25 protein-coding genes are annotated in these 25,116 nt (G+C 37.7%); 12 read left to right on the plus strand and 13 right to left on the minus strand.

The annotated features are described in order from the left end of the window. Nucleotides 1-32: 32 nt before the first annotated feature. Entirely contained in the window at nt 33-1,058 is a 1,026-nt protein-coding gene (locus QOL71_RS03570; protein ID WP_072996932.1) for a rod shape-determining protein, read from the minus strand. Between the two features lie 287 nt (nt 1,059-1,345). On the opposite strand from QOL71_RS03570, the gene hemA reads away from it, so the two are divergent. The 4 genes from hemA (at nt 1,346) to hemE (ending at nt 5,475) form a co-directional block, all read left to right on the plus strand. Then, complete coding sequence (hemA, locus tag QOL71_RS03575) at nt 1,346-2,635, plus strand: glutamyl-tRNA reductase (RefSeq protein WP_283415605.1); 1,290 nt, start codon at nt 1,346-1,348, stop codon at nt 2,633-2,635. Beyond that, nucleotides 2,604-3,512, plus strand: coding sequence for a hydroxymethylbilane synthase (gene hemC / locus QOL71_RS03580; protein ID WP_283415606.1), 909 nt, complete (start codon nt 2,604-2,606; stop codon nt 3,510-3,512). Before hemA ends, hemC begins: the two co-directional genes overlap by 32 nt. Nucleotides 3,513-3,619: 107 nt before the next feature. Further along, entirely contained in the window at nt 3,620-4,309 is a 690-nt protein-coding gene (locus QOL71_RS03585) for a uroporphyrinogen-III synthase (RefSeq protein ID WP_283415607.1), read from the plus strand. Nucleotides 4,310-4,449: 140 nt separating this feature from the next. Beyond that, the gene (hemE, locus tag QOL71_RS03590) at nt 4,450-5,475 is read left to right on the plus strand and encodes a uroporphyrinogen decarboxylase (protein WP_283415608.1); all 1,026 of its coding nucleotides are present in this window, start codon (nt 4,450-4,452) and stop codon (nt 5,473-5,475) included. A gap of 33 nt (nt 5,476-5,508) precedes the next feature. On the opposite strand, the gene QOL71_RS03595 is transcribed toward hemE, so the two are convergent. Both QOL71_RS03595 and QOL71_RS03600 read right to left on the minus strand, forming a co-directional pair. Continuing rightward, nucleotides 5,509-5,772 (minus strand): hypothetical protein, encoded by a 264-nt coding sequence (locus tag QOL71_RS03595; protein WP_283415609.1) that lies wholly within the window; start codon nt 5,770-5,772, stop codon nt 5,509-5,511. A 97-nt stretch (nt 5,773-5,869) separates the two neighbouring features. Beyond that, the gene (locus tag QOL71_RS03600) at nt 5,870-6,358 is read right to left on the minus strand and encodes a YkgJ family cysteine cluster protein (protein WP_283415610.1); all 489 of its coding nucleotides are present in this window, start codon (nt 6,356-6,358) and stop codon (nt 5,870-5,872) included. Between the two features lie 270 nt (nt 6,359-6,628). Here QOL71_RS03600 and QOL71_RS03605 point away from each other — a divergent pair, with 270 nt between their 5' ends. After that, entirely contained in the window at nt 6,629-7,009 is a 381-nt protein-coding gene (locus tag QOL71_RS03605) for a group III truncated hemoglobin (protein WP_283415611.1), read from the plus strand. A gap of 18 nt (nt 7,010-7,027) precedes the next feature. Here the strand turns inward: QOL71_RS03605 and QOL71_RS03610 are convergent, their stop codons facing one another. The 7 genes from QOL71_RS03610 to QOL71_RS03640 form a co-directional block, all read right to left on the minus strand. Continuing rightward, nucleotides 7,028-10,426: a trifunctional glycoside hydrolase family 18/polysaccharide deacetylase/glycosyltransferase family 2 protein gene (locus QOL71_RS03610; RefSeq protein WP_283415612.1), complete on the minus strand. Its 3,399-nt coding sequence runs from the start codon at nt 10,424-10,426 to the stop codon at nt 7,028-7,030. A gap of 84 nt (nt 10,427-10,510) precedes the next feature. Next, a complete protein-coding gene (locus QOL71_RS03615) occupies nt 10,511-10,834 on the minus strand; it encodes a DUF6122 family protein (protein WP_283415613.1) in 324 nt (107 codons plus the stop codon). Further along, nucleotides 10,834-11,559: a DNA alkylation repair protein gene (locus QOL71_RS03620; RefSeq protein WP_283415614.1), complete on the minus strand. Its 726-nt coding sequence runs from the start codon at nt 11,557-11,559 to the stop codon at nt 10,834-10,836. Before QOL71_RS03620 ends, QOL71_RS03615 begins: the two co-directional genes overlap by 1 nt. Further along, complete coding sequence (locus QOL71_RS03625; RefSeq protein ID WP_283415615.1) at nt 11,560-12,831, minus strand: cation:proton antiporter; 1,272 nt, start codon at nt 12,829-12,831, stop codon at nt 11,560-11,562. Between the two features lie 212 nt (nt 12,832-13,043). Beyond that, nucleotides 13,044-14,252, minus strand: coding sequence for a GTPase HflX (gene hflX / locus QOL71_RS03630; protein WP_283415616.1), 1,209 nt, complete (start codon nt 14,250-14,252; stop codon nt 13,044-13,046). Nucleotides 14,253-14,363: 111 nt separating this feature from the next. After that, nucleotides 14,364-14,777, minus strand: coding sequence for an OsmC family protein (locus tag QOL71_RS03635; RefSeq protein ID WP_283415617.1), 414 nt, complete (start codon nt 14,775-14,777; stop codon nt 14,364-14,366). A gap of 63 nt (nt 14,778-14,840) precedes the next feature. Beyond that, nucleotides 14,841-15,167 (minus strand): META domain-containing protein, encoded by a 327-nt coding sequence (locus tag QOL71_RS03640; protein ID WP_283415618.1) that lies wholly within the window; start codon nt 15,165-15,167, stop codon nt 14,841-14,843. Between the two features lie 198 nt (nt 15,168-15,365). Between QOL71_RS03640 and QOL71_RS03645 the strand changes: the two genes are divergently transcribed. From QOL71_RS03645 to QOL71_RS03660, 4 genes are all read left to right on the plus strand, one after another. Next, complete coding sequence (locus QOL71_RS03645; RefSeq protein ID WP_283415619.1) at nt 15,366-17,501, plus strand: S46 family peptidase; 2,136 nt, start codon at nt 15,366-15,368, stop codon at nt 17,499-17,501. 110 nt (nt 17,502-17,611) lie between these two features. Beyond that, nucleotides 17,612-18,682 carry a calcium:cation antiporter gene (locus tag QOL71_RS03650; protein WP_283415620.1) on the plus strand — a complete coding sequence of 357 codons (1,071 nt, stop codon included), beginning with the start codon at nt 17,612-17,614 and terminating at the stop codon, nt 18,680-18,682. An 18-nt stretch (nt 18,683-18,700) separates the two neighbouring features. Beyond that, nucleotides 18,701-19,204 (plus strand): GNAT family N-acetyltransferase, encoded by a 504-nt coding sequence (locus QOL71_RS03655; RefSeq protein ID WP_283415621.1) that lies wholly within the window; start codon nt 18,701-18,703, stop codon nt 19,202-19,204. Further along, nucleotides 19,194-19,673, plus strand: coding sequence for a GyrI-like domain-containing protein (locus QOL71_RS03660; RefSeq protein WP_283415622.1), 480 nt, complete (start codon nt 19,194-19,196; stop codon nt 19,671-19,673). The genes QOL71_RS03655 and QOL71_RS03660 overlap by 11 nt, the downstream gene beginning before the upstream one ends. A 269-nt stretch (nt 19,674-19,942) precedes the next feature. On the opposite strand, the gene bcp is transcribed toward QOL71_RS03660, so the two are convergent. Further along, entirely contained in the window at nt 19,943-20,389 is a 447-nt protein-coding gene (bcp, locus tag QOL71_RS03665; protein ID WP_283415623.1) for a thioredoxin-dependent thiol peroxidase, read from the minus strand. Nucleotides 20,390-20,424: 35 nt separating this feature from the next. On the opposite strand from bcp, the gene nth reads away from it, so the two are divergent. Continuing rightward, nucleotides 20,425-21,051, plus strand: coding sequence for an endonuclease III (gene nth, locus QOL71_RS03670; RefSeq protein WP_283415624.1), 627 nt, complete (start codon nt 20,425-20,427; stop codon nt 21,049-21,051). On the opposite strand, the gene QOL71_RS03675 is transcribed toward nth, so the two are convergent. Continuing rightward, nucleotides 21,048-21,647: an HPP family protein gene (locus QOL71_RS03675; RefSeq protein WP_283415625.1), complete on the minus strand. Its 600-nt coding sequence runs from the start codon at nt 21,645-21,647 to the stop codon at nt 21,048-21,050. The genes nth and QOL71_RS03675 overlap by 4 nt on opposite strands. Then, nucleotides 21,648-23,444 (minus strand): DUF885 domain-containing protein, encoded by a 1,797-nt coding sequence (locus QOL71_RS03680; RefSeq protein WP_283415626.1) that lies wholly within the window; start codon nt 23,442-23,444, stop codon nt 21,648-21,650. It abuts the gene before it with no gap. Between the two features lie 211 nt (nt 23,445-23,655). Here QOL71_RS03680 and QOL71_RS03685 point away from each other — a divergent pair, with 211 nt between their 5' ends. Then, a complete protein-coding gene (locus tag QOL71_RS03685; protein WP_120211865.1) occupies nt 23,656-24,114 on the plus strand; it encodes a hypothetical protein in 459 nt (152 codons plus the stop codon). Nucleotides 24,115-24,189: 75 nt separating this feature from the next. Further along, nucleotides 24,190-25,116 (plus strand): ferric siderophore ABC transporter substrate-binding protein, encoded by a 927-nt coding sequence (locus QOL71_RS03690; RefSeq protein ID WP_283415627.1) that lies wholly within the window; start codon nt 24,190-24,192, stop codon nt 25,114-25,116.

The following is a 25,116-nucleotide window of genomic DNA, read 5'->3' on the forward strand; positions in this document are numbered from 1 at the left end:
CAAACTTCATTTAAATTTTACAGATAATTGTATTATTTAATTAAGAAATTGAATTTATCCATATTCTTAAGAGCAATCCCTGTTCCTCTTACAACAGCTCTCAACGGGTCTTCTGCAACGAAAACAGGAAGTCCGGTTTTTCTGTGAAGTCTGTCTGCCAAACCTCTCAGAAGAGCACCACCCCCAGCAAGATAAATACCCGTTTTGTAAATATCGGCAGCCAGTTCCGGAGGCGTCAAAGATAAAGTTTCCATTACCGCATCCTCGATTCTTATAATCGATTTATCAAGCGCTTTGGCAATTTCTTTATAGTTGACCATAATTTCCTTCGGTTTTCCGGTAATCAAATCACGACCTTGTACAGGAATATCATCAATCGGAACATCCAATTCTTCAACTGCTGAACCAACTTCCAATTTGATTCTTTCCGCTGTTCTTTCCCCGATATATAAATTGTGATGCGTTCTTAAGTAATAAGCAATATCGTTTGTGAAAACATCCCCTGCGATTTTCACAGATTTGTCACAAACAATCCCGCCAAGTGCAACCACGGCAATTTCTGTTGTACCGCCACCTATATCGATAATCATATTACCTTCTGGTTTCTGAACATCAATCCCAACTCCTATTGCGGCCGCCATCGGCTCATAAATCAAACGAACTTCTTTCGCATTAACTTTCTGGGCAGAGTCTCTTACCGCTCTTTTCTCAACCTCAGTAATGCCGGACGGAATACAAATAACAATTCTTAACGCGGGTTGAAAAAGCTTCCCTTTGATACCAGGAATCTGTTTGATAAATTCCTTAATCATATGTTCGGAAGCGTGGAAATCGGCGATAACGCCATCCTTCAACGGGCGGATTGTTTTTATATCCTCGTGAGTTTTCCCCTGCATATGTTTTGCCTGTTCTCCAACAGCAATCGGTTTCCCGGAAGAGCGCTCTATCGCAACGATAGAAGGCTGATCTACAACAATTTTGTTGTTGTGTATAATTAGCGTATTCGCCGTACCTAAGTCAATCGCAATCTCCTGCGTGAACATATCCAATAAACCCATTTCCGTTCAATAATTGTTAAGTTTACAAAGATATAAATTTAGACTCATTCTATATATTCAATTCAAAATAATTTGGTTAAAATTTTATTAAAATTTGAAGCCGCAGGTTTATAAAAATTTATAAAAAACAGTCCAGAATATTTCCATCATATCAAAACTTCAACAACTTAATTACATCCTTGAAAATCTGTTGTTAATTTTGATAAAGTTTATAGATTTTGTCAATTTTTCAAAATGATATTCATAAACGCTCTTAGTTTTAAAAATTGTAAATTTGCCAACTGAAAATGAGCCAAAAAAATAAATTCCATCAAACTTCTGATTTTGCCGTTCTCAGCATCAGTTATGAAAAAGCTGATGCACAAACTCGTGGAAAATTTGCATTTTTTGATGAACACATCAAGTCGTTTGTCAACCAAATCCACGAGCAGGACTATGGTGACGCTTTTGTGGTTTCTACCTGTAACAGAACGGAGATTTATTCAACGACCAAAAATTACCTTCACATTGCAGAGCTATACTGCGATACGGTTGGTGTCAGCCTCTCAGATTTTTTACAATATGTGAATGTGATCCAGCGCGAAGATGCACTTTTCCACCTTTTCCGCGTTGCAGCAGGTCTGGAAAGTCAGATTATCGGTGATTTTGAGATCGTTTCCCAAATCAAAAATGCTTATCAGCGGTTCAAAAAATATAAGGACTTTTCTAATCCATATCTTGAGAGAGCAATTAACTCATCGATTCAAATATCCAAAAGAATCAAGAATGAAACCGGAATCAGTACAGGTTCGGCTTCTGTTTCCTACGCCGCCGTTCATTATATATTGAATAATACAAGGCATATTCACGAGAAGAATATTCTTCTTTTGGGTGTTGGAGAAATCGGACAAAATACAATTGAAAATCTCGTAAAACATATCTATCAGCCGAAAATCAAAATAGCCAACCGTTCTTTTGAAAAAGCTGAGAAAATTGCTGATAAATATAAAATCCCACAAATTGATTTCAATCTGTTTCCGGAAGAGCTGAAGCAAACTGACGTTCTGATTGTAGCAACAGGCGCGCAGAAATATATTATTGACGAAACCAATTTTCCAAAAGATAAAGAAATGCTGGTCATCGATTTATCGATTCCGAATAATGTTCAGAAGGAAATAGGTGAGCTGGAAAATGTAACCCTGATTGATGTTGACCAACTTTCGCAAACCATCAAACAAACGATGGAACAGCGAAAAAAAGAAATTCCGAAAGCCGAAAGCATTATCAAAGAAATGGCAAAGGAATTTGTAGATTGGGAAAAAAAGAGAAAACTGGCTCCGAATATCAATCAGTTCAAAAACTCTTTGAAACAGATTGAGGAACATGAAATGCACAACATCCATAAAAAATTCAATTATGCTAAAATTGAAGATATGGAATTGTCTAACAAACTGGTGCAAAAACTAACCAATCGATTTGCAAAATACATTCTGGAAAATCCTTTGCGGGCGAACGAAGTCACGAAATTAATGGAGGAAATTCTGGATATTCATAAACAAGAATCTTATGAAAACAATAAGAATAGGAACGAGAAATAGTCCGCTTGCACTTTGGCAGGCTCACGAAGTTGAATCAAAACTTAAAGCATTAGGTTTTGAAACCGAGATTGTTCCTATCCTGAGTTCCGGAGACAAAAATCTTGACCAACCGCTCTATGCACTGGGGATTACCGGTGTTTTCACGAAAGATTTGGATATTGCCTTATTAAATAAAGAAATAGACATTGCCGTTCATTCTCTCAAAGATGTTCCTACCCAATTGCCACAAAACATTCGGATTTCTGCAGTTTTGGAAAGAGATTTCCCTGAAGATGTTTTGGTAAGAAATAATGATGCGGAACCTTTGGATTTGGAAGTTCTGAAAATCGCGACCAGCAGCTTGAGAAGACGGGCGTTCTGGCTGAAGGAATTTCCTGAAACCGAATTCACGGATATCAGAGGAAATGTTCAGACACGTTTGAAAAAACTGGACGACGGCATCGCCGATGCAACTATTTTTTCTTTGGCAGGAATCAAAAGAATGAATCTGGATATCCACTACGAACAGATTCCGTTCTTATTGCAAGCACCTTCGCAAGGGGTTGTTGCGATCGCAAGTTTGTCTGATAATAAAGAATTAAACGAATCTTTAAAATCGATTTCTCATAAAGAAACCGAAATCTGCGTGACGATAGAACGGGAGTTCCTGAAAACCCTTGAAGGTGGTTGTACTGCTCCGATTGGCGCAAAAGCTGAAATGGTTGACGGACAAATCCGATTCCTGGGAAGACTCTGTTCCCTTGATGGGAAAAACTGCATCGAAACCGATGAAATTTTTGATTGGAACGATTCCGAAAACTTTGGCGAAATATTAGCCAAAAAAGTTTTAGAAAACGGTGGCAAGGAATTGATGGAAGAAATTAAAAGATCTTTATAATTTTAAACCACAAAGACGCAAAAGGCTTTCACAAAGTGCACGATTGAGCATAAAACTTTGTATTCTTAGTGAAGAAACTTCGTGCACTTTGTGTTAAAATTCCCAATATGAAAATCCTTTTTACAAAATCATTGGACAAAGAAAAAGTTTCCGAGAAATTGGGAACAGATTTTTCGGTTGATTTTGTTGAAGTCATTCATACTGAAATTTTAAAAACTAAAACTTTCGGTTTAAAAAACAATTCGCTGATTTTTACAAGCGTGAATGGTGTTAAAGCCTTTTTTAAGAATGGTTTTGAACCTAATGAGAATTTTACAGAGCCAAAAAATTATAACAAAATCTACGTTGTCGGTTCGCAGACGAAAAAAGAATTGAGGAAACATAATTTCGGGGCTTTTAAACTTTGCAAGAATGCGAGTGAACTTTCGCAATTCATTGTCGAAAATTCTGTGAATGAAAAATTTCTGCATTTTTGCGGTAATATTGCGATTGATATTTTGGACAAAAGGCTTCCTCTGCAGAATATTTCTTACAAAAAACTCCCTGTTTATAAAACGGAACTATTGTATCCGAAAATCGATGAGAAATATCAGGCGATTGTTTTTTTCAGTCCGAGTGGAGTTCGTAGTTTTGCAAAGTTTAATAGTTTGGATGGCGTGAAGATTTTTTCGATTGGAAAAACAACGACTTCCGAATTGGAAAAGCTGACTGATAATAAAATAATTACAAGCTCGAAAAACACTTTAGCTGACTTATTGAATTTGATTTTAAAAGCTACTTCGACAGGCTCAGTATGACAATGCTGATTTGATTTGAAAGGCTAAAGTTGTATTTTGCGAAGCGCGTCCCGACTTGAACGGAGCTCTTTTTCTTTTTGTTTAAAAAAGAAAAAAGCGGGAGTGGAAGGCGGATAAAGGCGCTCAAAATAATATATAAAATGATTAAAAACGATCTATATTTAAAAGCGCTTCGCGGGGAAACCGTGGAAAGACCGCCAGTCTGGATGATGAGACAAGCAGGAAGATACTTGCCGGAATTCATCGCTTTGCGTGACAAATACGACTTTTTCACAAGATGTCAGACGCCGGAACTGGCTTCGGAGATCACGGTACAGCCGATCAGAAGATTTCCTTTGGATGCCGCGATTTTGTTCTCCGACATTTTGGTGGTTCCGCAGGCAATGGGCATCGATTTCAAAATGAAAGAATCCGTTGGACCCTGGTTGGATGAACCTATCAGAACCGCCGAACAAGTTGATAACGTCATCGTTCCGGATGTAAATTATACTTTGGGTTATGTTTTTGATGCAATAGAAATGACTTTGGAAAAACTGAACAATGAGATTCCTCTGATTGGTTTTGCCGGTTCGCCTTGGACGATTTTCTGTTATTGCATAGAAGGCAGAGGTTCTAAGGATTTCAATATTGCGAAGTCTTTTTGTTTTTTACAACCAGAAGCGGCGCACAAACTCTTGCAAAAAATCACAGATACTACAATTGCTTATTTGAAAAGAAAAGTTGAAAAAGGTGTTTCTGCGGTTCAGGTTTTCGATTCTTGGGGCGGAATGCTTTCGCCTGCAGATTATCAGGAGTTTTCCTGGCAATATATCAATCAGATTGTTGAAGCGCTTGCTCCGTTAACTCACGTTGTAGTTTTCGGAAAAGGTTGTTGGTTTGCATTGGAAGATATGGCAAAATCTAAAGCTTCTGCTGTTGGTGTTGATTGGACAATCACTCCGGAATTAGCGAGACAATTCACGAATAACGCAGTGACTTTGCAAGGGAATTTTGATCCATCAAGATTACATTCTAAGCCTGAAACAATAAGAAAAATGGTTCACGAAATGATTAACCGTTTTGGGAAAGACAAATACATCGTCAACCTCGGACACGGGATTTTACCGAATATCCCTGTAGAAAATGCCGAAGCTTTTATAAAAGCGGTGGTTGAATGGAAAGCATAAACAAAAAAAGGAGCAATTGATTTGCTCCTTTTTTTATCTGGTTGTCGGCTGTTGCGACTTGTTCCAGACTGTGTCTTTTTTGGTTGTGGTTTTAGGCTGATTCCAATTATTATTGCTATTCTGCCCTGTTGTATCAATCGTTCTGTTCATACCATTGTTTGGCTGAGCAGTTTGCGGAGATTTTTTATTCATCTTCTTCTCCGATTTCGTTCTTGTTGTGTCTTGTTTTGGTGTTACTTGCGCCGTCAGAAGTACAGTTCCGAAAATCAACATAGCGCCTGCCATTAAATTTTTCATAATAATTATTTTAGTGTTGATTATCAAGACCAAACATCAAACCAAGATGATATTGAATTTAGAAATTATAAGATTTTTGGGAAAACTTTAGTATATTTTATTTTTCCAGTGCCTTTCTCATTTTTTCAACAAAAACATAAGTCGCAGGACAGATCAAAGTATTTTTGATTGTAAGATTATTGATTTGATAGATTTTCTTTCGATCTGTATGAGGATACTCCCGGCAGGCTTTTGGACGGACATCATAGATGGAACAAGTGTTGTCTCCATTCAGGAAAAAGCAAGGCAGATTCTGGAGCACTTTGTCATTATCTTCATCAATCCTAAGGAATTTTGACTCGAAATCGGCTTGCTTCATCCGCAGATGTTTTGAGATTCTTTCGATGTCTTTTTCTGTATAAAGCGGACCTGTGGTTTTACAGCAGTTAGCACAACTAAGGCAATCGATCTCTCCGAAAGTTTCTTCGTGTTTTTCTAAAACAACATAATCAAGGTTTTTAGGTGGCTTCTTTTTGAGCCCATCTAGAAACTTTTGGTGTTCCTTCCGTTTTTGCTGTGCTAGTTTTTTATAGAAATCAAGATCCATTTTGCAAAATTAGTAGTTTTCTCAGGAAAACACTAAATAATATATTCCGCCCCAAAGAACTGAGAATCCTAATACAAATAGAAATGAAGATTTTAAATCTTGCTTGTTTTTCTTTACAAAATGTTTATACAGCGTAATTGAAATAAATCCCAAAACAACTAAAGTCGGTAAAATAGTGAATGTGTACATCTTTGATGCTTTTATCAAATATACAAAAAACTGACATTAATCTTATTTTCAAGCCGTTGCGAATTCCGTAAATTTGTAATTATGAATGATATTACAACGCGAGAAGATGTGGAATATCTGGTTAAAGAATTCTATGATCGGGTTATAAAAGACGACCTCATCGGATTTTTTTTCACAGATATTGCAAAGATTGAGCTCAACCATCATCTTCCAAAGATGTATAATTTTTGGGAAAGTATTCTTTTAGGAAACCCCGTTTATGAAGGTCAGCCGATGGCAAAACATTTTCCAATTAATGATATTGTTGCTATGGAAGAAAAACATTTTAACCGTTGGCTACAGGTTTGGGAAAAAACGATTCATGACAATTTTGAAGGTGAAAATGCTGAAAACGCCATTACAAGAGCACTCAATATTGCCAGAATTATGCATCTCAAAATGACCAATGCAAGAAATCATTAGTATTTATTTTTATTTGATTCAGTTTTCAGCTATTAGCTCTTTTACATTACCTGTTCTTTTCAGGAAACCCCAGGTCTGCATCTCACCTTGCAATGCGTGTTTCAAACTTCGGAATAGCACAATATACATCAGCCAACGGTAGCCAAATCTCTGCGGAATGATGTAGAATAGATCCGTCCATTTTTGCCTTTGCATTACGAAAGCTACAAATGCCAACGAAGCATCTACCAAAAGAAATATCAGGTAATAAATAAAAATCTTGTACCCATTTCCCGATAAAATCCCAAAGAACATTATCAAATCAGCCAAAGGTGAAAATAATGGAATAATATATTGAAACAGTAAAATATTAGGCATTGCCCAAAGTCCAAGCCCTTTATATTTTGGGTTCAAAAACGTTTCCTTTTGTTTCCAAAACATTTGCATGATTCCATAAGTCCAGCGGAAACGCTGCTTCAGGAATTGCTTAACAGATTCCGGCGCTTCGGTTACAGCCACTGCACGGTTTTCATTCGCGATGTGATAACCTTTTTTCAAAATCCTGACTGTCAAATCGCAGTCTTCCGCCAATGTATCAGAAGAATAACCTCCAACCTCATTAATCACCGATCTTCTAAACGCACCAATCGCTCCCGGAATTACTGTGATTGCATTGATATTTGCGTAGGCCAGACGATCAAAATTCTGACTGGTTGTATATTCTATTGACTGCCATTTTGTGAGCCAGTTCACGCGGTTTCCCACTTTCACATTTCCTGCGACAGCAGCAATATTTTCTTTTTCCGTATCTAAAAATCTTGCGATGAGATATTTTACCGCATTCTTTTCAAGTTTTGTATCCGCATCTATGCAAACAACATATTCTGCATCTGTGTGAGAAATACCAAAATTAAGCGCGGTTGCCTTTCCGCCATTCACCTTGGTCAGTATTTTTATTTTTTCGGTATCAGCAAATGATTCTTTTACTTTTTGCAAAGTATTATCACGGCTTCCATCATCCACAAAGACGATATTGTAATCCGGATAAGTCTGGTGTAACAGGTTTTGTAATGATGAAACAATATTCACTTCCTCGTTATATGCCGGAACAATGATCGAAACTTTGGGATAGTTTTTTTGTTCTGGCAGATTATTAAGTTTTTTTTCTTTTTGATGTTCTCGTATTGCCCAGTAGATCATCAGGATTAATCGGACAATTCCTAATCCGATAAAGATCATAAACAATGCGACCAGAAAATGACTAACCCCATAGATGACTGTTGCAAGCAATAGATTAAGCTGCATGATATAATAAGCCTTGGTTTTTGGAACAGCCGGCATCAATTCATTTTTACTTTTGTGAAGGATATTTGTAAGACTTGTAAAATGATAACCTTGTTTTTGCAGCATTGGTATCAGAACATTCAAAGCTTTTACGGTTTCTGCTCTCGTTTCTCCGCCTGCATCATGAAGTAAAATAATATTACCTCTTTCTTTTCTAATTCCATCCAAAACCCTTGCAATAATCTGATCGGCTTTTACACCGGGCTGCCAATCTTCCGGATCAATATTTTCCCCAATATCAAGATAGTTTTGTTGTCTCGCTAATGCCACCGGTATAATCTCTTCCGGAGTAGTCGGTTCGGAATCAGCATTATAAGGTGCACGGAACAGAATAGTACTGTGTCCCGTAATACATTCTATTAATAATCTTGTAAGCTTCAGTTCAAGCAGTGCGCGTTGTGGATCAACCTTCGCAATATTCTCATGGGTAAAGGTATGATTCCCGATTTCGTGGCCTTCACGATAAATCCGTTTTACCAAAGGCAGATTTTTCTCTGCGTTGATTCCTACCAGAAAAAAAGCAGCAGGAACGTGATATCTGGACAGTATATCCAAAATTTGAGGCGTATAAACATCGTCAGGACCATCGTCAAACGTTAACACCAATTCTTTTTGAGATGCCGCTCCGTATTTTTTGACTTCATAAGAACTTGGATAAGAAAGATAATTCTCATCGGTAATAATTTTCTCATTCTTATCAACCTCAAGAGCAATTTTTCCATTATGTGGCGTATTAAGAACATCCAAAACTTCTCCATCACCGATATAATCAACCATCGTCTGACCTTTTACGTTTTCGAGGTTTTTCATATTAAACTTACTCAAACTATTGGATGTCAGGTCTTTATTATAAAAATTCCAGATACGGCTGTCCTCACTTCCTAAACGCCAGAGTGCTGTCCCGGCAAGCGGGTATTCCGAAGTAAACCGCATTGTATTGAAAATAGATGCGGCATCATTGAAAAAAACTGTATGTGTATTGTTATTATTATCGTTATATGAATAATTGAGATTGAATGTATTGTCGTCAAAATTGATGGTTGCTTTGCTGGCATTGGCTTTGGTAATAGCCTGCATGTAAGTTACCGATGTATTCTGATCCGGATTACTGCTCCAGTCATATCCATAGGCTCCAAGTCCCAATATTATCTTTTGCGGATTGGTTTTATCTGCCATTTTATCTGTTTGCTGCTCAACCCATTTTTGAGAGGAGATAGGACCTGAGTCACTATCGGCAGAATATTCGTCATAAGCCATCAGTACAAAATAATCTACAAACGGATCCAGCTTTCTGATATTGTAATCATCATTATCTGTCATCACATCCATTGATACCAGAAGATTATTTTTTTTGAAAATCCTGGAAAGATCTGACATAAAATCTACAAGAACCTGATCATTATCCAGATTCAAGTCCTCAAAATCGATATTAATTCCTTTGAAATGGTATTTGAGACATTGATTTGCAACTTTATTAATCAATACCATTCTTTTTTGGGGATCATTCAGAACTTTTCCAATCCCTTCCGAATGAAACTCCTGATTGGAATTATTACTTAGAATCGGCATTACGGCAACACCGGTTCTTTTGATGACTTTAAAACCTTCCGGATCCACATTGGTTTTCAGGTCTCCTGTTTTGGAATCTATAAAAAACCACTCAGGAAATACCAGATTAAGATGCCTGATATTTCTCCGCAAAGACATCAGGGACTGCGGATCCCAGGCTACATAAAATGCAGAACGGATTCCTGCCGGAAACAAATTCCAGTCCCTGCTTTGATTCTTTATTTTTTCTGCCCGGGATTCTGCTATTTTTTCTTCATTTGTATGCATTTTTTTTGCATGAATGAAGTTTCGGAATCCTTTATATTCTTTAGAAATTTTATTTTCCTGAAGATACGGCTTACTGGCTGTCATTACAGCTTTATAGTCTTCGCGGAAAGGAAGTTTCGGATTTTTGTCCATCTTCATCATCAAGATCAAAGCCGAAAAAAGCAGAATAATTACGAAGATAATAACCCTGCTGCTCCATTTCACGCTTTTCCAGCGTTTTTTATTGTCTGTCTGGAATATTTGTTTTGTCTTTTCCACTTATAGCTGATTAGAAAACTTATGCAAAGTTTTTGAAATAATGTGAAAAATTGCTTAATTTCTACTTAAAAAAAACTTAATTCTTTAGAGCCATAGTGAATCAATCCAATCCGTCAGTATATGGAACAGTAATCCCACGCCTATGATCCGGGGAACTCCCTTGAAACACAACAATAAAACATACACGCCCATTGCCCAATAGGTATGAAACGGATGAAAATTGATGCTACTCCGGTCAGGAGCAAAAATTGGCGTACTGAGTAAATGGTCTGTATCTATCAACATTGTCGCCAACATTATGAAATAAGCTTTTTTCCAATTATCCCTAAAAAACAGATATGCAATTACAATGGGAAAAACGAAGTGTAGGAAATAATGCAGAACTGTCCTTAGCCAAAAGTAATCCATTATATTCTTCCTTTTAAATAATCTTGTCGTAACTCTTCATCCAACTTTTCAATCGCATAACGGAGGCAAGTTCTTGGCATTTCTTTGTAATGAAGATTAAGAAAATCAAGCAATTCCTTTTCATTCTTGTTTCCCATTTCGCGAAGCAGCCAGCCGTTGGCTTTGTGCATCAAATCGTGTGGATGCATAAGATTTTTGAGCGCAAAGGTTTTGGTTAATTCAAAATCTCCTTTCTTGATATGATGCATCGTTCCGACAATTGCCATCCGTTTTTCCCACATATTTTCGGAATGAGAAAGTTTATTTAAAATTTTAGAATCCTGATTTTCAAAACAATATCTTCCGATAATTTTATAGCACGATGTATCAACCAAATCCCAGTTGTTGATATATTTTGTGTGTTTCAAATAAAAATCCACAATTTCTTTTTGTTGAATTTTATCTTTAGTTTTCTCAAATTTATAAACCAACATCAGCAAAGCCGTCAAACGATGTTCATGGATTGTGGAAGATAACAATTCGCTTAATTCTTCAAGAGAAATTTTATTGTAAAATTCTTTCGCAACACTTCTTTGATCTGGAACTGTTACGCCGATAAATATATCACCTTCACCATATTCGCCTTTCCCGGTTTTGAAAAATTTAGGAAAGAATTCGGCTTTGTCCGGAATGGAAAGATCCTGAAGTGCTTGTTTAATATCTGAAATTATGATTGAGTTTTTCATTTATTCAGCGGTTTCCATAATTTTTTCTTCCGTCGCAATCTTTTTCGGATTTGCCACTTTGGCGATTGTAAGTCCTTGAACGATAATTGAAAACACCACTACGCAATAAGTAATGCTGATGATAACCTGGCTGTAATCATTCATCGGGATCGATAAAGCCAACGCAATGGATACGCCACCACGGATTCCGCCCCAAACCAAAACCTTCACTGTCTGCGGACTGAATCGGTATTTAAAAGCCATAAATTTTGTTGGAAGAAAAATCGCTACCCAACGCGCCAATAAAACGATCAAAATACAAATTCCACCAGCAACCAGATATTCATTTAAATCTTTGATTAACAGCAATTCAAAACCGATAAACAGGAATAAGACAGCATTCATAATTTCATCAATCAGTTCCCAGAATTTGATGAGATAATCCTGCGTTTCGGATTTCATTTTGAAACTTTCGCTGAAATTTCCCATGAATAATCCGGCGGCAACCATTGCCAAAGGCGCAGAGATATGCATCTCGCGGGCAATCAGATAACCGCCCATAACCACTGACAATGTGATCAATACGGAAATAATATAATCATCCACAACACGCATCGCTCTGGACGCCGAATAACCGAGAAGAACCCCCAAAAGTAATCCTCCTCCAGCTTCCCGAAGCAACAATAATCCGATGTTTTCGACATTCAGGTCAACTTCTTTACCTATAGCCAATTGTAAAACGACAGTGAAAACCACCACCGCCATTCCGTCATTGAATAAAGATTCGCCAGCTACTTTGGTTTCCAATGACTTAGATACATTCGCCTGTTTCAGGATACTAAGAACCGCAACCGGATCAGTCGGGGAAATTAAAGCGCCAAAAACCAAACAATAAATAAAAGGCATCTGAACGCCAACCAAAGGCAAAAGATAATATGTCCCAAAACCAACCGCAAATGTTGAAATAATAACTCCCACCGTCGAAAAAATAACAACTGGTCCGAACTGTTCCTTCAGATCTTTGATGTTAACATGAATTCCACCCGCAAAAAGCAGAAAGTTAAGCATCGCACCCATCAGTACTTCAGTAAAATCGAAGTTGTTTACTAGTTTTGTTAGATGTGTTGTGGTTTTCGGTAAAAAATTATCACCTGATGCAACCAAAGTTACGGAAACAATAATGGCGATTACCATAATCCCGATTGTGCTGGGTAATTTCAGCACACGGTAATTGATATAGGCAAACAAAGACGCTAAAACGATAAGAACTGAAAATGAGTAATATAACTCCATTTATTTTTATTTTTAAACACAAAGACTCAAGGTTTTCACAAAGGTCTCAAGGTTATTTCTAATTATTAATTATGATAAATTGCGATTGATAACTCTACGGACACCATTTTTGAATAAATTAATATTGAAATTAATGAGTAACTCACAGGTTTCGCACAAAGTTCACAAATTACGTCGCGCGCTTTGTGCCAGCTTAGTTTCTTTGTGGTTTACTATTCTTCATCGTCAAAATATTCGAACAAGAAATCATTATAAGGAAAACGGGAAATATGAATTCTGTGAACCTCATCATAAATCATTTTCTTCATTTCCGGGAAATTTTCTTTGGTCAAAGCCGAGATAAAAACCGTCGGATGTTTGGATTTTGCCATCCAGGTTTTTTTCCACTCTTCCAGAGAAATATTTTTTTTGGATGAAGGTGTCAAATCATCTTCATCTTTTTTCTCATAACTAAAATCGTCAATCTTGTTAAACACCATAATCATCGGTTTCTGATGTGCATCAATCTCCTGAAGAATCTGATTCACAGATGCAATATGGTCTTCAAAGCTCTCATGCGAAATATCCACAACATGAATCAGCAAATCCGCTTCACGAACCTCGTCCAAAGTCGACTTAAAGGATTCAACCAACTGCGTCGGCAACTTTCTGATGAAACCAACCGTATCCGTCAAAAGAAATGGAAGATTTCCAATCACGACTTTTCTAACCGTTGTGTCTAAGGTTGCAAACAGCTTATTTTCTGCAAAAACTTCCGATTTGGACAACGCATTCATCAAGGTTGATTTTCCAACATTGGTATAACCAACCAAAGAAACTCTAACCATTTTGCCACGGTTTTGTCTTTGGGTTGACATTTGTTTGTCGATGGTTTTCAGCTTGTCTTTCAATAGAGTGATTCGGTCGCGGATAATCCTTCTGTCGGTTTCGATTTCCGTTTCCCCAGGACCACGCATCCCGATTCCCCCTTTTTGTCTTTCGAGGTGGGTCCACATTCTGGTTAAGCGTGGTAAGAGATATTGATATTGAGCCAACTCAACCTGAGTTCTAGCATAAGAAGTTTGTGCTCTTTGCGCAAAAATATCAAGAATGAGATTGGTACGGTCCAGGATTTTGACTTCCATTTCACGTTCCAGATTTTTTAATTGAGAGGGCGATAATTCGTCATCAAAAATCACAGTTCCGATTTCATGTTCCTTAACATATTCTTTGATTTCCAATGCCTTTCCACTCCCAACAAATGTTCTGGAATCTGGCTGAGATAATTTTTGAGTAAATCTTCGGTCCACTGTAGCACCGGCTGTGTAGGCCAGAAACTCCAGCTCGTCCATATATTCTGTCAGCTTATCTTCGTCCTGGTTTTGAGTGACCAAGCCAACTAAAACCGCTCTTTCATACTGATGTTCTTTTTTTTCTAACATTTAAAATTGATAATTTTCTGATTCTGACAAGATACTATTTTTGAACAAAAAAACCAAAGAATATCTTTGGTTTTGAATTTTTTGATTGTATTAAATCTGTGCTCTACAATTTTAATTAACAAGAGTGGCTGTCAATGTTTTCTCAAAACTGAACGCCTGACTTACCGGGCAATTTTCCTTGGCGTCTTTCGCTATTTTCTGGAAATCATCTTCTGAAATTCCTGGAATTCTTGCATTAAGAGTTAATTCTGATAAAGTGATTTTACCGTCAACCAAACTTATTTTGCAATCGGTTTCCAAAGTTTCAGGATTATAACCAGCTTCCGTCAGCAGAGCAGAAGTTTTCATTGTAAAGCATCCTGCATGAGCAGCTGCCAACAATTCTTCCGGATTGGTTCCGACACCTTCTTCGAAACGGCTTTTGAAAGAATATTGTGTGTCATTGAGTGTCGTACTCTGGGTTGTTAAAACTCCGCTTCCGTCTTTTACGGTGCCTTTCCAAACTGCTTTTGCACTTCTTTTCATAAGGTAATATTTTAGTGATATTTTAAATTCTTGAATCTTTTTAACTTTAATCTTGAATTTCTCTTAATCCCAATCTACTGCGACAAATTTCATTGAGGTTGTTCCATCCGTTAAAGTTAAGAAATGTCCTTCAATTTTGTAATGATTCATTTTAGGTAAATCTTTTCCGAATAATTCCTCCAGTTTCATTCTTCCTTCGCAATACATCATTGTAGAACCAACTCCTGAAAATTTAGCTTTTCCTTTGTTGAGTTCCGCTGTGAAAAACATTCCGTTACAGCCCATTTTTGCAGTGTAACGGTTGGGCGTATCAGAATTTTTCGTCAAATCCATATTGGCTTCTAATTTCACAAGTTCATCTTTTGTAAAATCTTTGTATTCAACCAACATCTATTTTCTGTGAATATTTTCCATTATTGAACCGGATTGATTCGAGGTTTTACAAGAATACATTAAAAGCATTAACAATGATAAAACACCGATTGTCTTTAGAAATCTCATCTTTTCAAATTTACTGAATCTCTCAGCCAAATTCATACCATTAGATTTAAAATAATCATTAAATTAGCCAGCAAAATAATATTCTCAATGAAAAAAATATTTTTAGCATTAACCCTGATTCTGGGCTATGCACAAATGAGAGCTGACGAAGGGATGTGGCTTCTGATGCTTATTAAACGTCTGAACGGAGTTGATATGCAGAAAGAAGGCCTGCACTTGACGCCGGAAGAAATTTATTCTGTTAACAATTCCAGTCTGAAAGATGCCATCGTAAGCTTTGGTGGTTTCTGTACCGGTGAAATTGTTTCTAACCAGGGTTTGATTTTCACCAATCACCACTGTGGTTACGACGCTGTTGCGGCAGCTTCCACGCCTGAAAAAGACTATCTGAAGAACGGCTTCTGGGCAATGAAACCGAATGAGGAATTCAATGCTAAAGGTTTATACGTCAGATTTTTGGTGAGAATGGATGATGTTTCTGAGAGAATCAATTCCAAGCTGAATAACAATATGTCTGCAGCCGATAGAAAAGCGGTTATCGATGCTGAATATAAAGCCATCCAGGCAGAAAATTCTGAGAACGGGAAATATACTGTTGTAGTAAGAGATTTTTTCAACGGTAATGAATTCTATTATTTTGTTTACCAAGATTATAAAGACATCAGATTGGTCGGTGCGCCGCCTTCATCATTAGGAAAATTTGGTGGTGATACAGATAACTGGGAATGGCCAAGACACACTGCAGATTTCACAGTCTTCCGTGTTTATGCAGATGCTAACGGAAATCCGGCAGAATATTCTGAAGCCAACACACCATTGAAACCAAAACATTTCTTACCCGTTTCTCTTAAAGGTTACAAACCAGGAGATTTCACAATGATTTTGGGTTACCCAGGAAGAACCAACCGTTATCTGACTTCTTACGGAATCGAACAAATGGTTGATAAAGATTATCCTGCCTGGGTAGAAGCTTCTAAAGTGGCAATGGATGTCATGAAGAAATATATGGACAAAGACAAAGCGACTCAGTTAGACTATGCTTCTCAGTACGCCAGTGTTGCCAACTACTGGAAAAACAGACAGGGAACTATTGATGCGGTAAAGAAAAATGGAACGGTTGCTGAAAAACAAAAACTGGAGGAAACTTATAATCAATGGGCAGCTCAATCTCCAAATGAGCAAACTTATTACGGTGTTTTACCAGAAATCAAAGCTTACTACACTCAGGTTTCGGGCAGAAATGTAGAGAGAAATTACGCTTCTATTTTACAAAGAAATGCACACTATATTGGAACTGCTTACCAGTTAGGCAGCCTGTTCAAAACTTATGCTGACCAGGACGATGCCGGGAAAGCTGCTATGAAACAAAAAGTTCTTGATGCTGTTGAGAAAGCTTACGATGGTTTCCACGACAATGTTGAAGGTGATATGCTTGTGGCTTTGACTTCCCTTTACAAAGCAAGAGTTGCTAAAGAATTTGCATCACCAACTATTATGGCTGCTGATGTGAATAACCTTTCAACAATAGCTTACGAATCTATTTTCGCTAACAAAAAGTCTGCTTTAGCTTTCATAGAAAATCCTGACAGATTGAAAATCGATGGTGATAAATTGAGACAATTCGCCAACGGCATTGTTGAAGATCAAAAATTAGGAATCGAAAAATATTCTAAAGTAGATGAGAATTTTGCCAAAAACAGCAGATTATTCTTGGACGGACTTAGAAAAGCGCAACCAGAGAAAAAATTCTATCCGGACGCTAACTCTACCATGAGATTAACTTACGGAACGATTGAAACGTTACCTGAAAGAGCTGACAGAAACTACAAAGGTATCAAGGAAAATTATTATACTGACATCAACGGTATGGTTGCCAAATACAAAAAAGGTGACGAAGAATTTGACCTTCCTCAAAAAGTTCTTGATCTTGCCAAGAAAAAAGATTACGGACAATATGCGGATAAAAAAGGCGGATTTATGCCAATCAACTTCTTATCAAATAATGATATCACAGGCGGTAACTCCGGTTCTCCAATCATTGACGGAAACGGACATTTGATCGGTCTTGCTTTTGATGGAAACAGCGAAGCTTTGAGTGGCGACATCGTTTTCGAACCAAAATTACAGAGAACCATTAACGTAGACGTTCGTTACGTCCTTTGGATTATCGACAAATATGCTGGTGCAACAAGACTTATCAGCGAGTTAACTTTGGTAAAATAATTTATCATCAAAAATATTCTAAGCCACCATGATTTTGGTGGCTTTTTTGTTGCCGTATTCTCTTAAAATCATTTTCAGTAATTTTTTGTAAATTAGAGAAATCATTTTCTATGAGTTTAAAATCTTTATTTCATTGGTCTTATATTTTCCCTATTCTGTCATTGATTTATTACACTCTTGGTGTTGCTGATGACAGTCCTCTGCTCGCTGTTTTGGGAGGTGCACTTTTGATTTCGTCTGTTTTAGGCGCTGTTCATCATGCCGAAGTTGTAGCACACAAAGTTGGAGAACCTTTCGGAACCATTATTCTTGCGATAGCCATTACTGTTTTAGAGGTTGGGCTAATTGTTTCATTAATGGTAGCTGGCGGAAAAGAAACCCATACGCTTGCAAGAGACACCGTATTTGCAGCAGTAATGCTGATCCTGAACGGAATTCTCGGTGCATGTCTGCTAGTTGGCGGGATCAAATTCAAAGAGCAATTTTTCGCCAGAACTTCCGGAAATATGGCTTTGATAAGTCTTGTTGCAATTGTGGTGATGACTTTGATTCTACCTAATTATACCACCAGCGAACTCTCAGCAACATTCAGCAAGACACAATTAATATTTTTCTCAATCGCTTCTCTTATTATTTACAGCACATTTTTGATGGTTCAAACCGTAAGGCACCGGAATTATTTTCTTCCTGAAAATGACGACCAGCCGCACGCAGAACCACCAAGCAATTTCGAAAGTATAATGAGCCTGATTTTCCTGATTATCTGTCTAGGAGTTGTAGTATTCTTGGCAAAAGCGCTTTCGCCTCAGATAGAAAAAATGGTCCATAATTTTGGAGCGCCACAAGCATTAGTCGGAGTTATCATTGCAGCAGTCGTCCTATTACCAGAAGGAATGGCGGCGATCAAGGCCGCAAGAAGAAACCAATTTCAGACGAGCCTTAACCTTGCACTAGGTTCTGCTATTGCTAGTATCGGATTGACAATCCCGTGCGTTTCTGTAGTAGCGATTATTTACGATTTCCCATTTGTTTTAGGACTTGACATCAAGTCTATGGTTCTGTTAGCATTATCACTTTACACCGTGATGTTGTCCTTAAACCGAGGAAAAACCAATATTCTCTATGGTGTTGTTCTATTGGTCAATCTTTTTGCGTACATTTTTACAGTTATTGTTCCGTAAAATTTTTATTTTTAATGAATGAAAACCTTTGAAACTGAAAGATTGATTCTAAAACCTGCAGCAGTACAAGATGCAGATTTTTTTCTTGAATTATATAATATGCCATCGTTCATCAAATATATTGGTGACCGAAATCTTCGCACCAAAGAAGATGCGGAAAATTACATCACCAATCGCTTTCTTCCTCAGATTGAAAAATTGGGGTTCGGAAATTATGTTGTGATCCTGAAAGAGGACAACACGAAAATTGGTGCAGTTGGGATCTTTGAAAGAGAAGGTCTGGATGTTCTGGATATTGGCTTTTCCTTTTTTGAAAAATACGAAGGTAAAGGGTTCGCTTATGAATCTGCCCACAAACTGAAAGAAGTTGCCGCTAAAGAATTTGGAGTTAATAAAATCTCTGCAATTACAACCAAAGACAATTTTTCATCCCAAAAATTAATTGAAAAATTAGGCTTGAAGTTCCAGAAGATGGTAACCATTCCTAATGATAATGAAGAGTTGATGTATTATGAAAACTGAATTCGATCTACCTCATCGTATTGAGGTTGTTAAGTCAAAAAAGTTAATTGGATTCAGCATTACGACTTCTTTTCAGGATAACAAAACACCGATGGTTTGGAAGAAGTTTATGATGAGAAGAAGAGAGATCCCAAACCGAATTTCCAACCAATTATTCTCGCTTCAAATCTATCCCGAGAATTTCACGCCCGATCAGTCTTTCATCAAATATGCTTTGGCCGAAGTTCCTGATTTTGATAATATTCCCGAAGGGTTTGACATTTTCGAATTAGAAAGTGGAAAATACTTGGTTTTCAGCTATAAGGGTAAAGCGGACAACGGGCCGGAACTGTTCAGATATCTATTTCAAAATTTCATTCCGGAAAATCAATTTGAGGTTGATCACAGACCACATTTTGAAATTTTCGGTGACGATTACAACCCGAATGATAATTCTGCTGAGGAAGAGATATGGATTCCCGTAAAATAGAGCTCCATAGCTTCATAGAATATATCCAGACCTCATAAATACTATTCGGTTGGCGTTCCACAGTCATCTGTTGTGGTTCCTAATAGGTCTATAGAGGTAATGAAGCTTTCCGGATAGGTTAAGTAACGTATAATTTGAGGTTTCGAACCTCTCGAAACACAAACGCCACGCCACGCGACATGTGTATAACCGTAACCGACCTGTTCCTAACCCCACGCGACCATTGCCGAACGTCAACCGATGGCTAAAGAACCTATCCTTTATATCGTTTAAGCCAAAATCTGCTCAGCGTGGTCTTTGGTTTTTACTTTGTCGATAACCTGAGTACAAATTCCGTTTTCATCGAAAACAAAAGTCGTTCTCACGATTCCCATAAATTCTCTCCCCATAAATTTCTTCAACTGCCAAACACCAAATTTGTCAATGATATCGCGATTTTCATCTGCAATGACATCAAATGGTAATTCATTTTTTACAGCGAAATTTTTCTGACGCTTCACAGAATCTGCGCTGACACCTAATAGCTGATAACCTTTCTGCTTCAAAACCGAGTAATTATCTCTCAAATTGCAGGCTTCCGCTGTACAACCCGGCGTGCTTGCCTTCGGATAAAAGAAAACAACCAGCTTTTTGCCTTTCAGCTTTTGAGAATCGATTGGTTCTCCGTTTTGATTAGTTCCTATAAATTCCGGTAAAGAGTCGCCAACGTTCAACATAATTTCTATTTTTGTGCTACAAATTTACCATCAAAATGACGAAAAAGCAAAGAGCCAAGATTGTTCAGGAAGAATTAGAAAAATTATATCCTGAAGTTCCTATTCCACTGGATCACAAAGACGCTTATACTCTGATGGTTGCGGTTGCCCTTTCTGCACAGACGACGGACAAAAAAGTAAATCAGGTAACGCCTTCTCTTTTTGCCGTTGCTGATACGCCTGAGAAAATGGCCAAGTTGAGCGTTGAAGAAATCAAGGAATTAATCAAAGAAATCGGACTTTCGAATTCCAAAGCGAAAAACCTTAAAAAAATGGCGGAAGTTTTGGTGGAAAAATTCAATTCCGTAGTGCCACAAACTTATGAAGAGTTGGAAAGTCTGGCCGGTGTTGGTCACAAAACCGCTTCAGTCGTGATGAGTCAGGGATTTGGTTTTCCGGCGTTTCCTGTTGATACGCATATTCATAGACTGATGACACAATGGAAACTGACCTCAGGGAAAAATGTCGTTGAAACCGAAAGAGATGCTAAGAATCTTTGGGATGAAAGTGTCTGGAACAAATTACACCTTCAGATTATTTTTTACGGAAGAGAATATTCGCCAGCAAGAGGTAATAAGGACAAGGATTTTATTCCGAAACTTTTGTTTCCGGATAAAGCCTAATGATTTCTCTTTAGCATTCTTCTCATATGGAAATATTTGGTTTGTCTGATATGATGCGGATACTTCCTTCCTTTTGGAATATTATTGAAAATCAAAGCCATCGTTAATAAAATCAAAACGCCACTCAAAACCGGAGATACAGCATACCAATATCCCAATTCCTGAATTTTCCCGGCCGGAAGAACAGCAATCAAAGCTGTTGCACCACCCGGCGGATGCATCGTCTTGGTAATCTGCATCACGACAATAGAAGAAGCGACTGCAATAGATGCACTCAACCAAAGGATATCCGGCAAGAATTTATAGGCTGTAACACCAACCAATGCTGATAAAACGTGTCCGCCAATCAAGTTTCTTGGTTGGGCTAAAGGACTATTTACGGCACCGTAAATCAAAACGCTGGATGCTCCGAATGAGCCAATCAGAAAAATGTTTTCAACTCCGGTCAAATGTTGAGACTGCAAAAAAGCAATCAATCCGATCCCGAAAAAAGCACCGAGAAACGACCAAAAATGATCTTTGAAGTCAACAAGGGTTTCCTGATAAAAGATATATTTCGTATGTCTTAGTCTTCTTTTGATTTGTTTCTTCATCATTTATCTCTTTGCCCAAAGTTCCATTTTACGTTCCAAAACTTCCAATGGAAGACAACCTTGGCTCAAAACCTCATCGTGGAAAGACGCCAGATTAAACTTCTTTCCCTGCTGTTTTTGATATTTATCTCTCAACTCTCTTATTTTCATCGAACCAGTTTTGTAGCTCAGCGCTTGTCCCGGCAACGCCATATAACGCTCCACTTCTGCAGTTGCTCCAGCTTCGTCATAAGCTACATTACTCAGGAAATATTTGATGGCTTCTTCTCGTGACATTTGTCCTGTGTGGATTCCTGTATCAATTACCAGACGAACAGCTCTCAACATTTCATCACTCAAAGAACCTAATTTTTGATACGGATCAGTATAAAGCCCGAATTCCGGACCAAGTGATTCGCAATATAAAGCCCAGCCTTCGCCGTAAGCACCAATCCAGCCGAATCTCATAAACTTTGGCAACTTGGTGTTTTCCTGCTGCAAAGAAACCTGATAATGGTGACCGGGAATGGCTTCGTGAAGGAAAAGAGATTCCATCCCGGAAGTCACATTAAACTTTTTTGGGTCGGGAATCGGTATGTAAAAAATCCCGGGACGTTTTCCATCCGCACTTCCCTGTATGTATTCTGCACTTGCACTTGCTTCACGGTATTTTTCGGTTTGACGAATTTCGAAAGGACTTTTCGGAGTCACATTAAACATTGTTTTCAGCTTCGGAGTAATTTTATCCAAGATTGATTGAAAGCCCGCTAAAACTTCTTTTGAGGTCTGATAAGGCATTGCTTTCGGGTCAGTTTTTACGTGATTCAGAAACTCTTCTAGAGAACCTTTGAAGCCTACCTGGTTCTTCACTTTTTCCATTTCCTTACGAAGTCTTTCCACTTCCTTTAGTCCTGTCTGGTGAATGTCGTCCGGGGCTTTATCTGTCGTTGTCCAGCTTTTCACGTAATATGCGTAAACATTATTTCCGTTTGGCAAGGCATTATAACCATCTGTAGTTCTGGCCTTTGGCAGATATTCTTTCTCAAGAAAATCAGCCATTTTCACGTAAGCAGGAATGATCTTATTTTTGATCGCATCCTGATAAAGCTTCGCATATTTGTTAGCAATAACCGGCTTGAAATCTTTTGGCAGATTCCTGATCGGCCCGTAAAAAATATTTTTTTCGATTTCGAAAGTTGTGATTTCTTCGGCTTTCATTTGTGGAATCATTTTCACAACCAACGATTTTGGAAGTACAACATTATTTTTGATTCCGGCGCGGAAATTTTCGATGGCAGAATCCATCCAGACCGGAAACTGTTCTATCCTTTTCAGCCAATTGTCATAATCTTTTTCTGTTTTGAATGGCTGAACGCCCGTTCCGCTTCCCAACATCGGAAAAGTCAAAGGCAAACCATCAAACTGCGTAAAAGGAATATATTCCGGGTGATAGGCGTAACGTTCCTGTTTGTCGATCAATGTATATTCCAGAACATCAAAAACCACTTTCTGGTCGTTATCCAAACTATTATAATCGATTGATTTTAATTGATTCTGAACCGAGTTATAAAATGCAATTTCTTTTTTGATAAAATCCTGGCTCAGATTATCTGGTAAAAGATCATTATATCTCTCATCACCTTGCGATGTTGCTTCCAAAGGATATAATTTCAAATATTCTTCGTAATAATTGGCGGCAATAGAGTCCAGATCAGATGATGAAGGATAAGTATTTTTAAGAATTGGAGAATCTCCTTTTTTACAGGAAATAACAGAGAAAACCAATGCGAAAAGAAAAGTAATTTTATAAAAAGAATTCATCCTATAAAGATTTGATACTGTAAAGATAAGATTTTAATGGTATAAATTTTCCTGACTAATTCTATCAGTATTAATACAATATCAAAAGATTTGATGATTTTTGATATTAATATTAAAATTAATTAGCAAAAATTTTCCAAATTCATTCAATTTTTTATCTTTGTTCAACACAATTTAAAAATTTATCATTTCATAATTTATTATCCTTACAATGAAAGGAATATTAAAGATTTATCATCCAGAGGAAACTCTGAAATATTTTATCAAGAGTACTTATTGCAAATCCGTTTATAGCAACAAGCAGAATTTTTTGGAGGTAGAAGTTATAACAGATGATTCTCTCGATCACGTGGATGATGATTCTCTACAGTATAATTTCCCACAGATTTCACTTAACGTTTTCGATTTCCCGATCACAACTTCTGAACTGGAAGGGCAAACCTTTGTTGTAGAAGACACGGATGATGACACTTATACAGAAGCAGATCTCTTTGATGATGAAGAAGCTTTCTTATATGATAACAAATTAGTCTTTGATAAAAACGAAAACGATGACCTGCAACTTTGCTGGACAGGAAACATTACCGATTTTTATACGGGCTCTGATGATCCAATCGCATTCAAACTCAAATGTAATTTCCGCCAGGACGACATCGAGGTAGACGACTAATTTTTTCCGGAAAATAATATTTATATTTACTAGTCGTTATAAAAGTTAAGTTATAACGTAAACAAGCTATTTCCAATGTATCAGGATCTGGATGATATTATTTTCGAAGACAGACATAAAGCTTATGGCGCTTATGCGTTCCGTAAACATTATGGTTTCACGCTTACCAAAGCTTTGGTTGTAGGGATTTTTTTGTTTTCGGTTTTATTTTTTATCCCTATTTCCTTTATAAAAACGCAAAAGAAAACCGCAGCAAATAGCGAGAAGATCATTCCTATTGATTTGACAGAAATGCGTATCAATTATGGCGACAACAGAAACGGAAAAGGACTTGAAGAACCAAAAGAGGAAGAAGGAAGTCCGGCTCCAGTCGTAGAAAAAAAACAGGAGAAAGAAATCGTTACCGAAGTTGCAAAAGCTGCCAAGGAAAAAGTCGAAAAAGATATTCCTGAAAATACAGTTCCCATCCCAACCAGAACTAAAAATCCACCTGTAGCTACTAAGGCTAATGATAAAGCCAACACTCCGGCTGTTGCTAATTCCACTAAAAATACGACCGGAAAAACCAACGCAAAAGGCGATATCAAAAAAGAAAATGCAACTGGTGACGGCCGTGGAAATGCGGCAATCGGTAATCTTTTAAAAGGCAGAGGAACAAAATCCGGCTCACAAGGTAACGGAACCGGACCTGGCAATTATGGCGATCCATTAGGCGGTGATGGTGACGGAACAAGTCTGATTGGTGTGGATAGAAAATTAGTCGGTTTCATTCCCGGAACTATGGGAAGAGGCGGAGCACAGCCTAGTCACGATTGTTCTGCAAGCGGAAGCATTACAATTTCTTATACCGTTGACAAATCCGGAAAAGTGACTTCTGCAAGACGATTAAGCGGTGTTTCCGATCCTTGTGTAATGAATACCGCTGTAAGCTGGGTAAAGCAATATGTAAAAGCTGAGGCTGCCAGCGTCTCTTCGAAAGGAACTTATAAAATTGTTTTCTAA

Origin of the sequence: Epilithonimonas pallida, assembly GCF_900182975.1 — a bacterium.
GTDB lineage: Bacteria > Bacteroidota > Bacteroidia > Flavobacteriales > Weeksellaceae > Epilithonimonas > Epilithonimonas pallida.

Excerpts from the sequence above, each read along its gene's own strand:
- QOL71_RS03570 (WP_072996932.1), bottom strand. The coding sequence starts at position 1,058 with ATGGGTTTATTGGATATGTTCACGCAGGAGATTGCGATTGACTTAGGT.
- hemA (WP_283415605.1), top strand. The coding sequence starts at position 1,346 with ATGAGCCAAAAAAATAAATTCCATCAAACTTCTGATTTTGCCGTTCTC.
- hemC (WP_283415606.1), top strand. The coding sequence starts at position 2,604 with ATGAAAACAATAAGAATAGGAACGAGAAATAGTCCGCTTGCACTTTGG.
- QOL71_RS03585 (WP_283415607.1), top strand. The coding sequence starts at position 3,620 with ATGAAAATCCTTTTTACAAAATCATTGGACAAAGAAAAAGTTTCCGAG.
- hemE (WP_283415608.1), top strand. The coding sequence starts at position 4,450 with ATGATTAAAAACGATCTATATTTAAAAGCGCTTCGCGGGGAAACCGTG.
- QOL71_RS03595 (WP_283415609.1), bottom strand. The coding sequence starts at position 5,772 with ATGAAAAATTTAATGGCAGGCGCTATGTTGATTTTCGGAACTGTACTT.
- QOL71_RS03600 (WP_283415610.1), bottom strand. The coding sequence starts at position 6,358 with ATGGATCTTGATTTCTATAAAAAACTAGCACAGCAAAAACGGAAGGAA.
- QOL71_RS03605 (WP_283415611.1), top strand. The coding sequence starts at position 6,629 with ATGAATGATATTACAACGCGAGAAGATGTGGAATATCTGGTTAAAGAA.
- QOL71_RS03615 (WP_283415613.1), bottom strand. The coding sequence starts at position 10,834 with ATGGATTACTTTTGGCTAAGGACAGTTCTGCATTATTTCCTACACTTC.
- QOL71_RS03620 (WP_283415614.1), bottom strand. The coding sequence starts at position 11,559 with ATGAAAAACTCAATCATAATTTCAGATATTAAACAAGCACTTCAGGAT.
- QOL71_RS03625 (WP_283415615.1), bottom strand. The coding sequence starts at position 12,831 with ATGGAGTTATATTACTCATTTTCAGTTCTTATCGTTTTAGCGTCTTTG.
- hflX (WP_283415616.1), bottom strand. The coding sequence starts at position 14,252 with ATGTTAGAAAAAAAAGAACATCAGTATGAAAGAGCGGTTTTAGTTGGC.
- QOL71_RS03635 (WP_283415617.1), bottom strand. The coding sequence starts at position 14,777 with ATGAAAAGAAGTGCAAAAGCAGTTTGGAAAGGCACCGTAAAAGACGGA.
- QOL71_RS03640 (WP_283415618.1), bottom strand. The coding sequence starts at position 15,167 with ATGTTGGTTGAATACAAAGATTTTACAAAAGATGAACTTGTGAAATTA.
- QOL71_RS03645 (WP_283415619.1), top strand. The coding sequence starts at position 15,366 with ATGAAAAAAATATTTTTAGCATTAACCCTGATTCTGGGCTATGCACAA.
- QOL71_RS03650 (WP_283415620.1), top strand. The coding sequence starts at position 17,612 with ATGAGTTTAAAATCTTTATTTCATTGGTCTTATATTTTCCCTATTCTG.
- QOL71_RS03655 (WP_283415621.1), top strand. The coding sequence starts at position 18,701 with ATGAAAACCTTTGAAACTGAAAGATTGATTCTAAAACCTGCAGCAGTA.
- QOL71_RS03660 (WP_283415622.1), top strand. The coding sequence starts at position 19,194 with ATGAAAACTGAATTCGATCTACCTCATCGTATTGAGGTTGTTAAGTCA.
- bcp (WP_283415623.1), bottom strand. The coding sequence starts at position 20,389 with ATGTTGAACGTTGGCGACTCTTTACCGGAATTTATAGGAACTAATCAA.
- nth (WP_283415624.1), top strand. The coding sequence starts at position 20,425 with ATGACGAAAAAGCAAAGAGCCAAGATTGTTCAGGAAGAATTAGAAAAA.
- QOL71_RS03675 (WP_283415625.1), bottom strand. The coding sequence starts at position 21,647 with ATGATGAAGAAACAAATCAAAAGAAGACTAAGACATACGAAATATATC.
- QOL71_RS03680 (WP_283415626.1), bottom strand. The coding sequence starts at position 23,444 with ATGAATTCTTTTTATAAAATTACTTTTCTTTTCGCATTGGTTTTCTCT.
- QOL71_RS03685 (WP_120211865.1), top strand. The coding sequence starts at position 23,656 with ATGAAAGGAATATTAAAGATTTATCATCCAGAGGAAACTCTGAAATAT.
- QOL71_RS03690 (WP_283415627.1), top strand. The coding sequence starts at position 24,190 with ATGTATCAGGATCTGGATGATATTATTTTCGAAGACAGACATAAAGCT.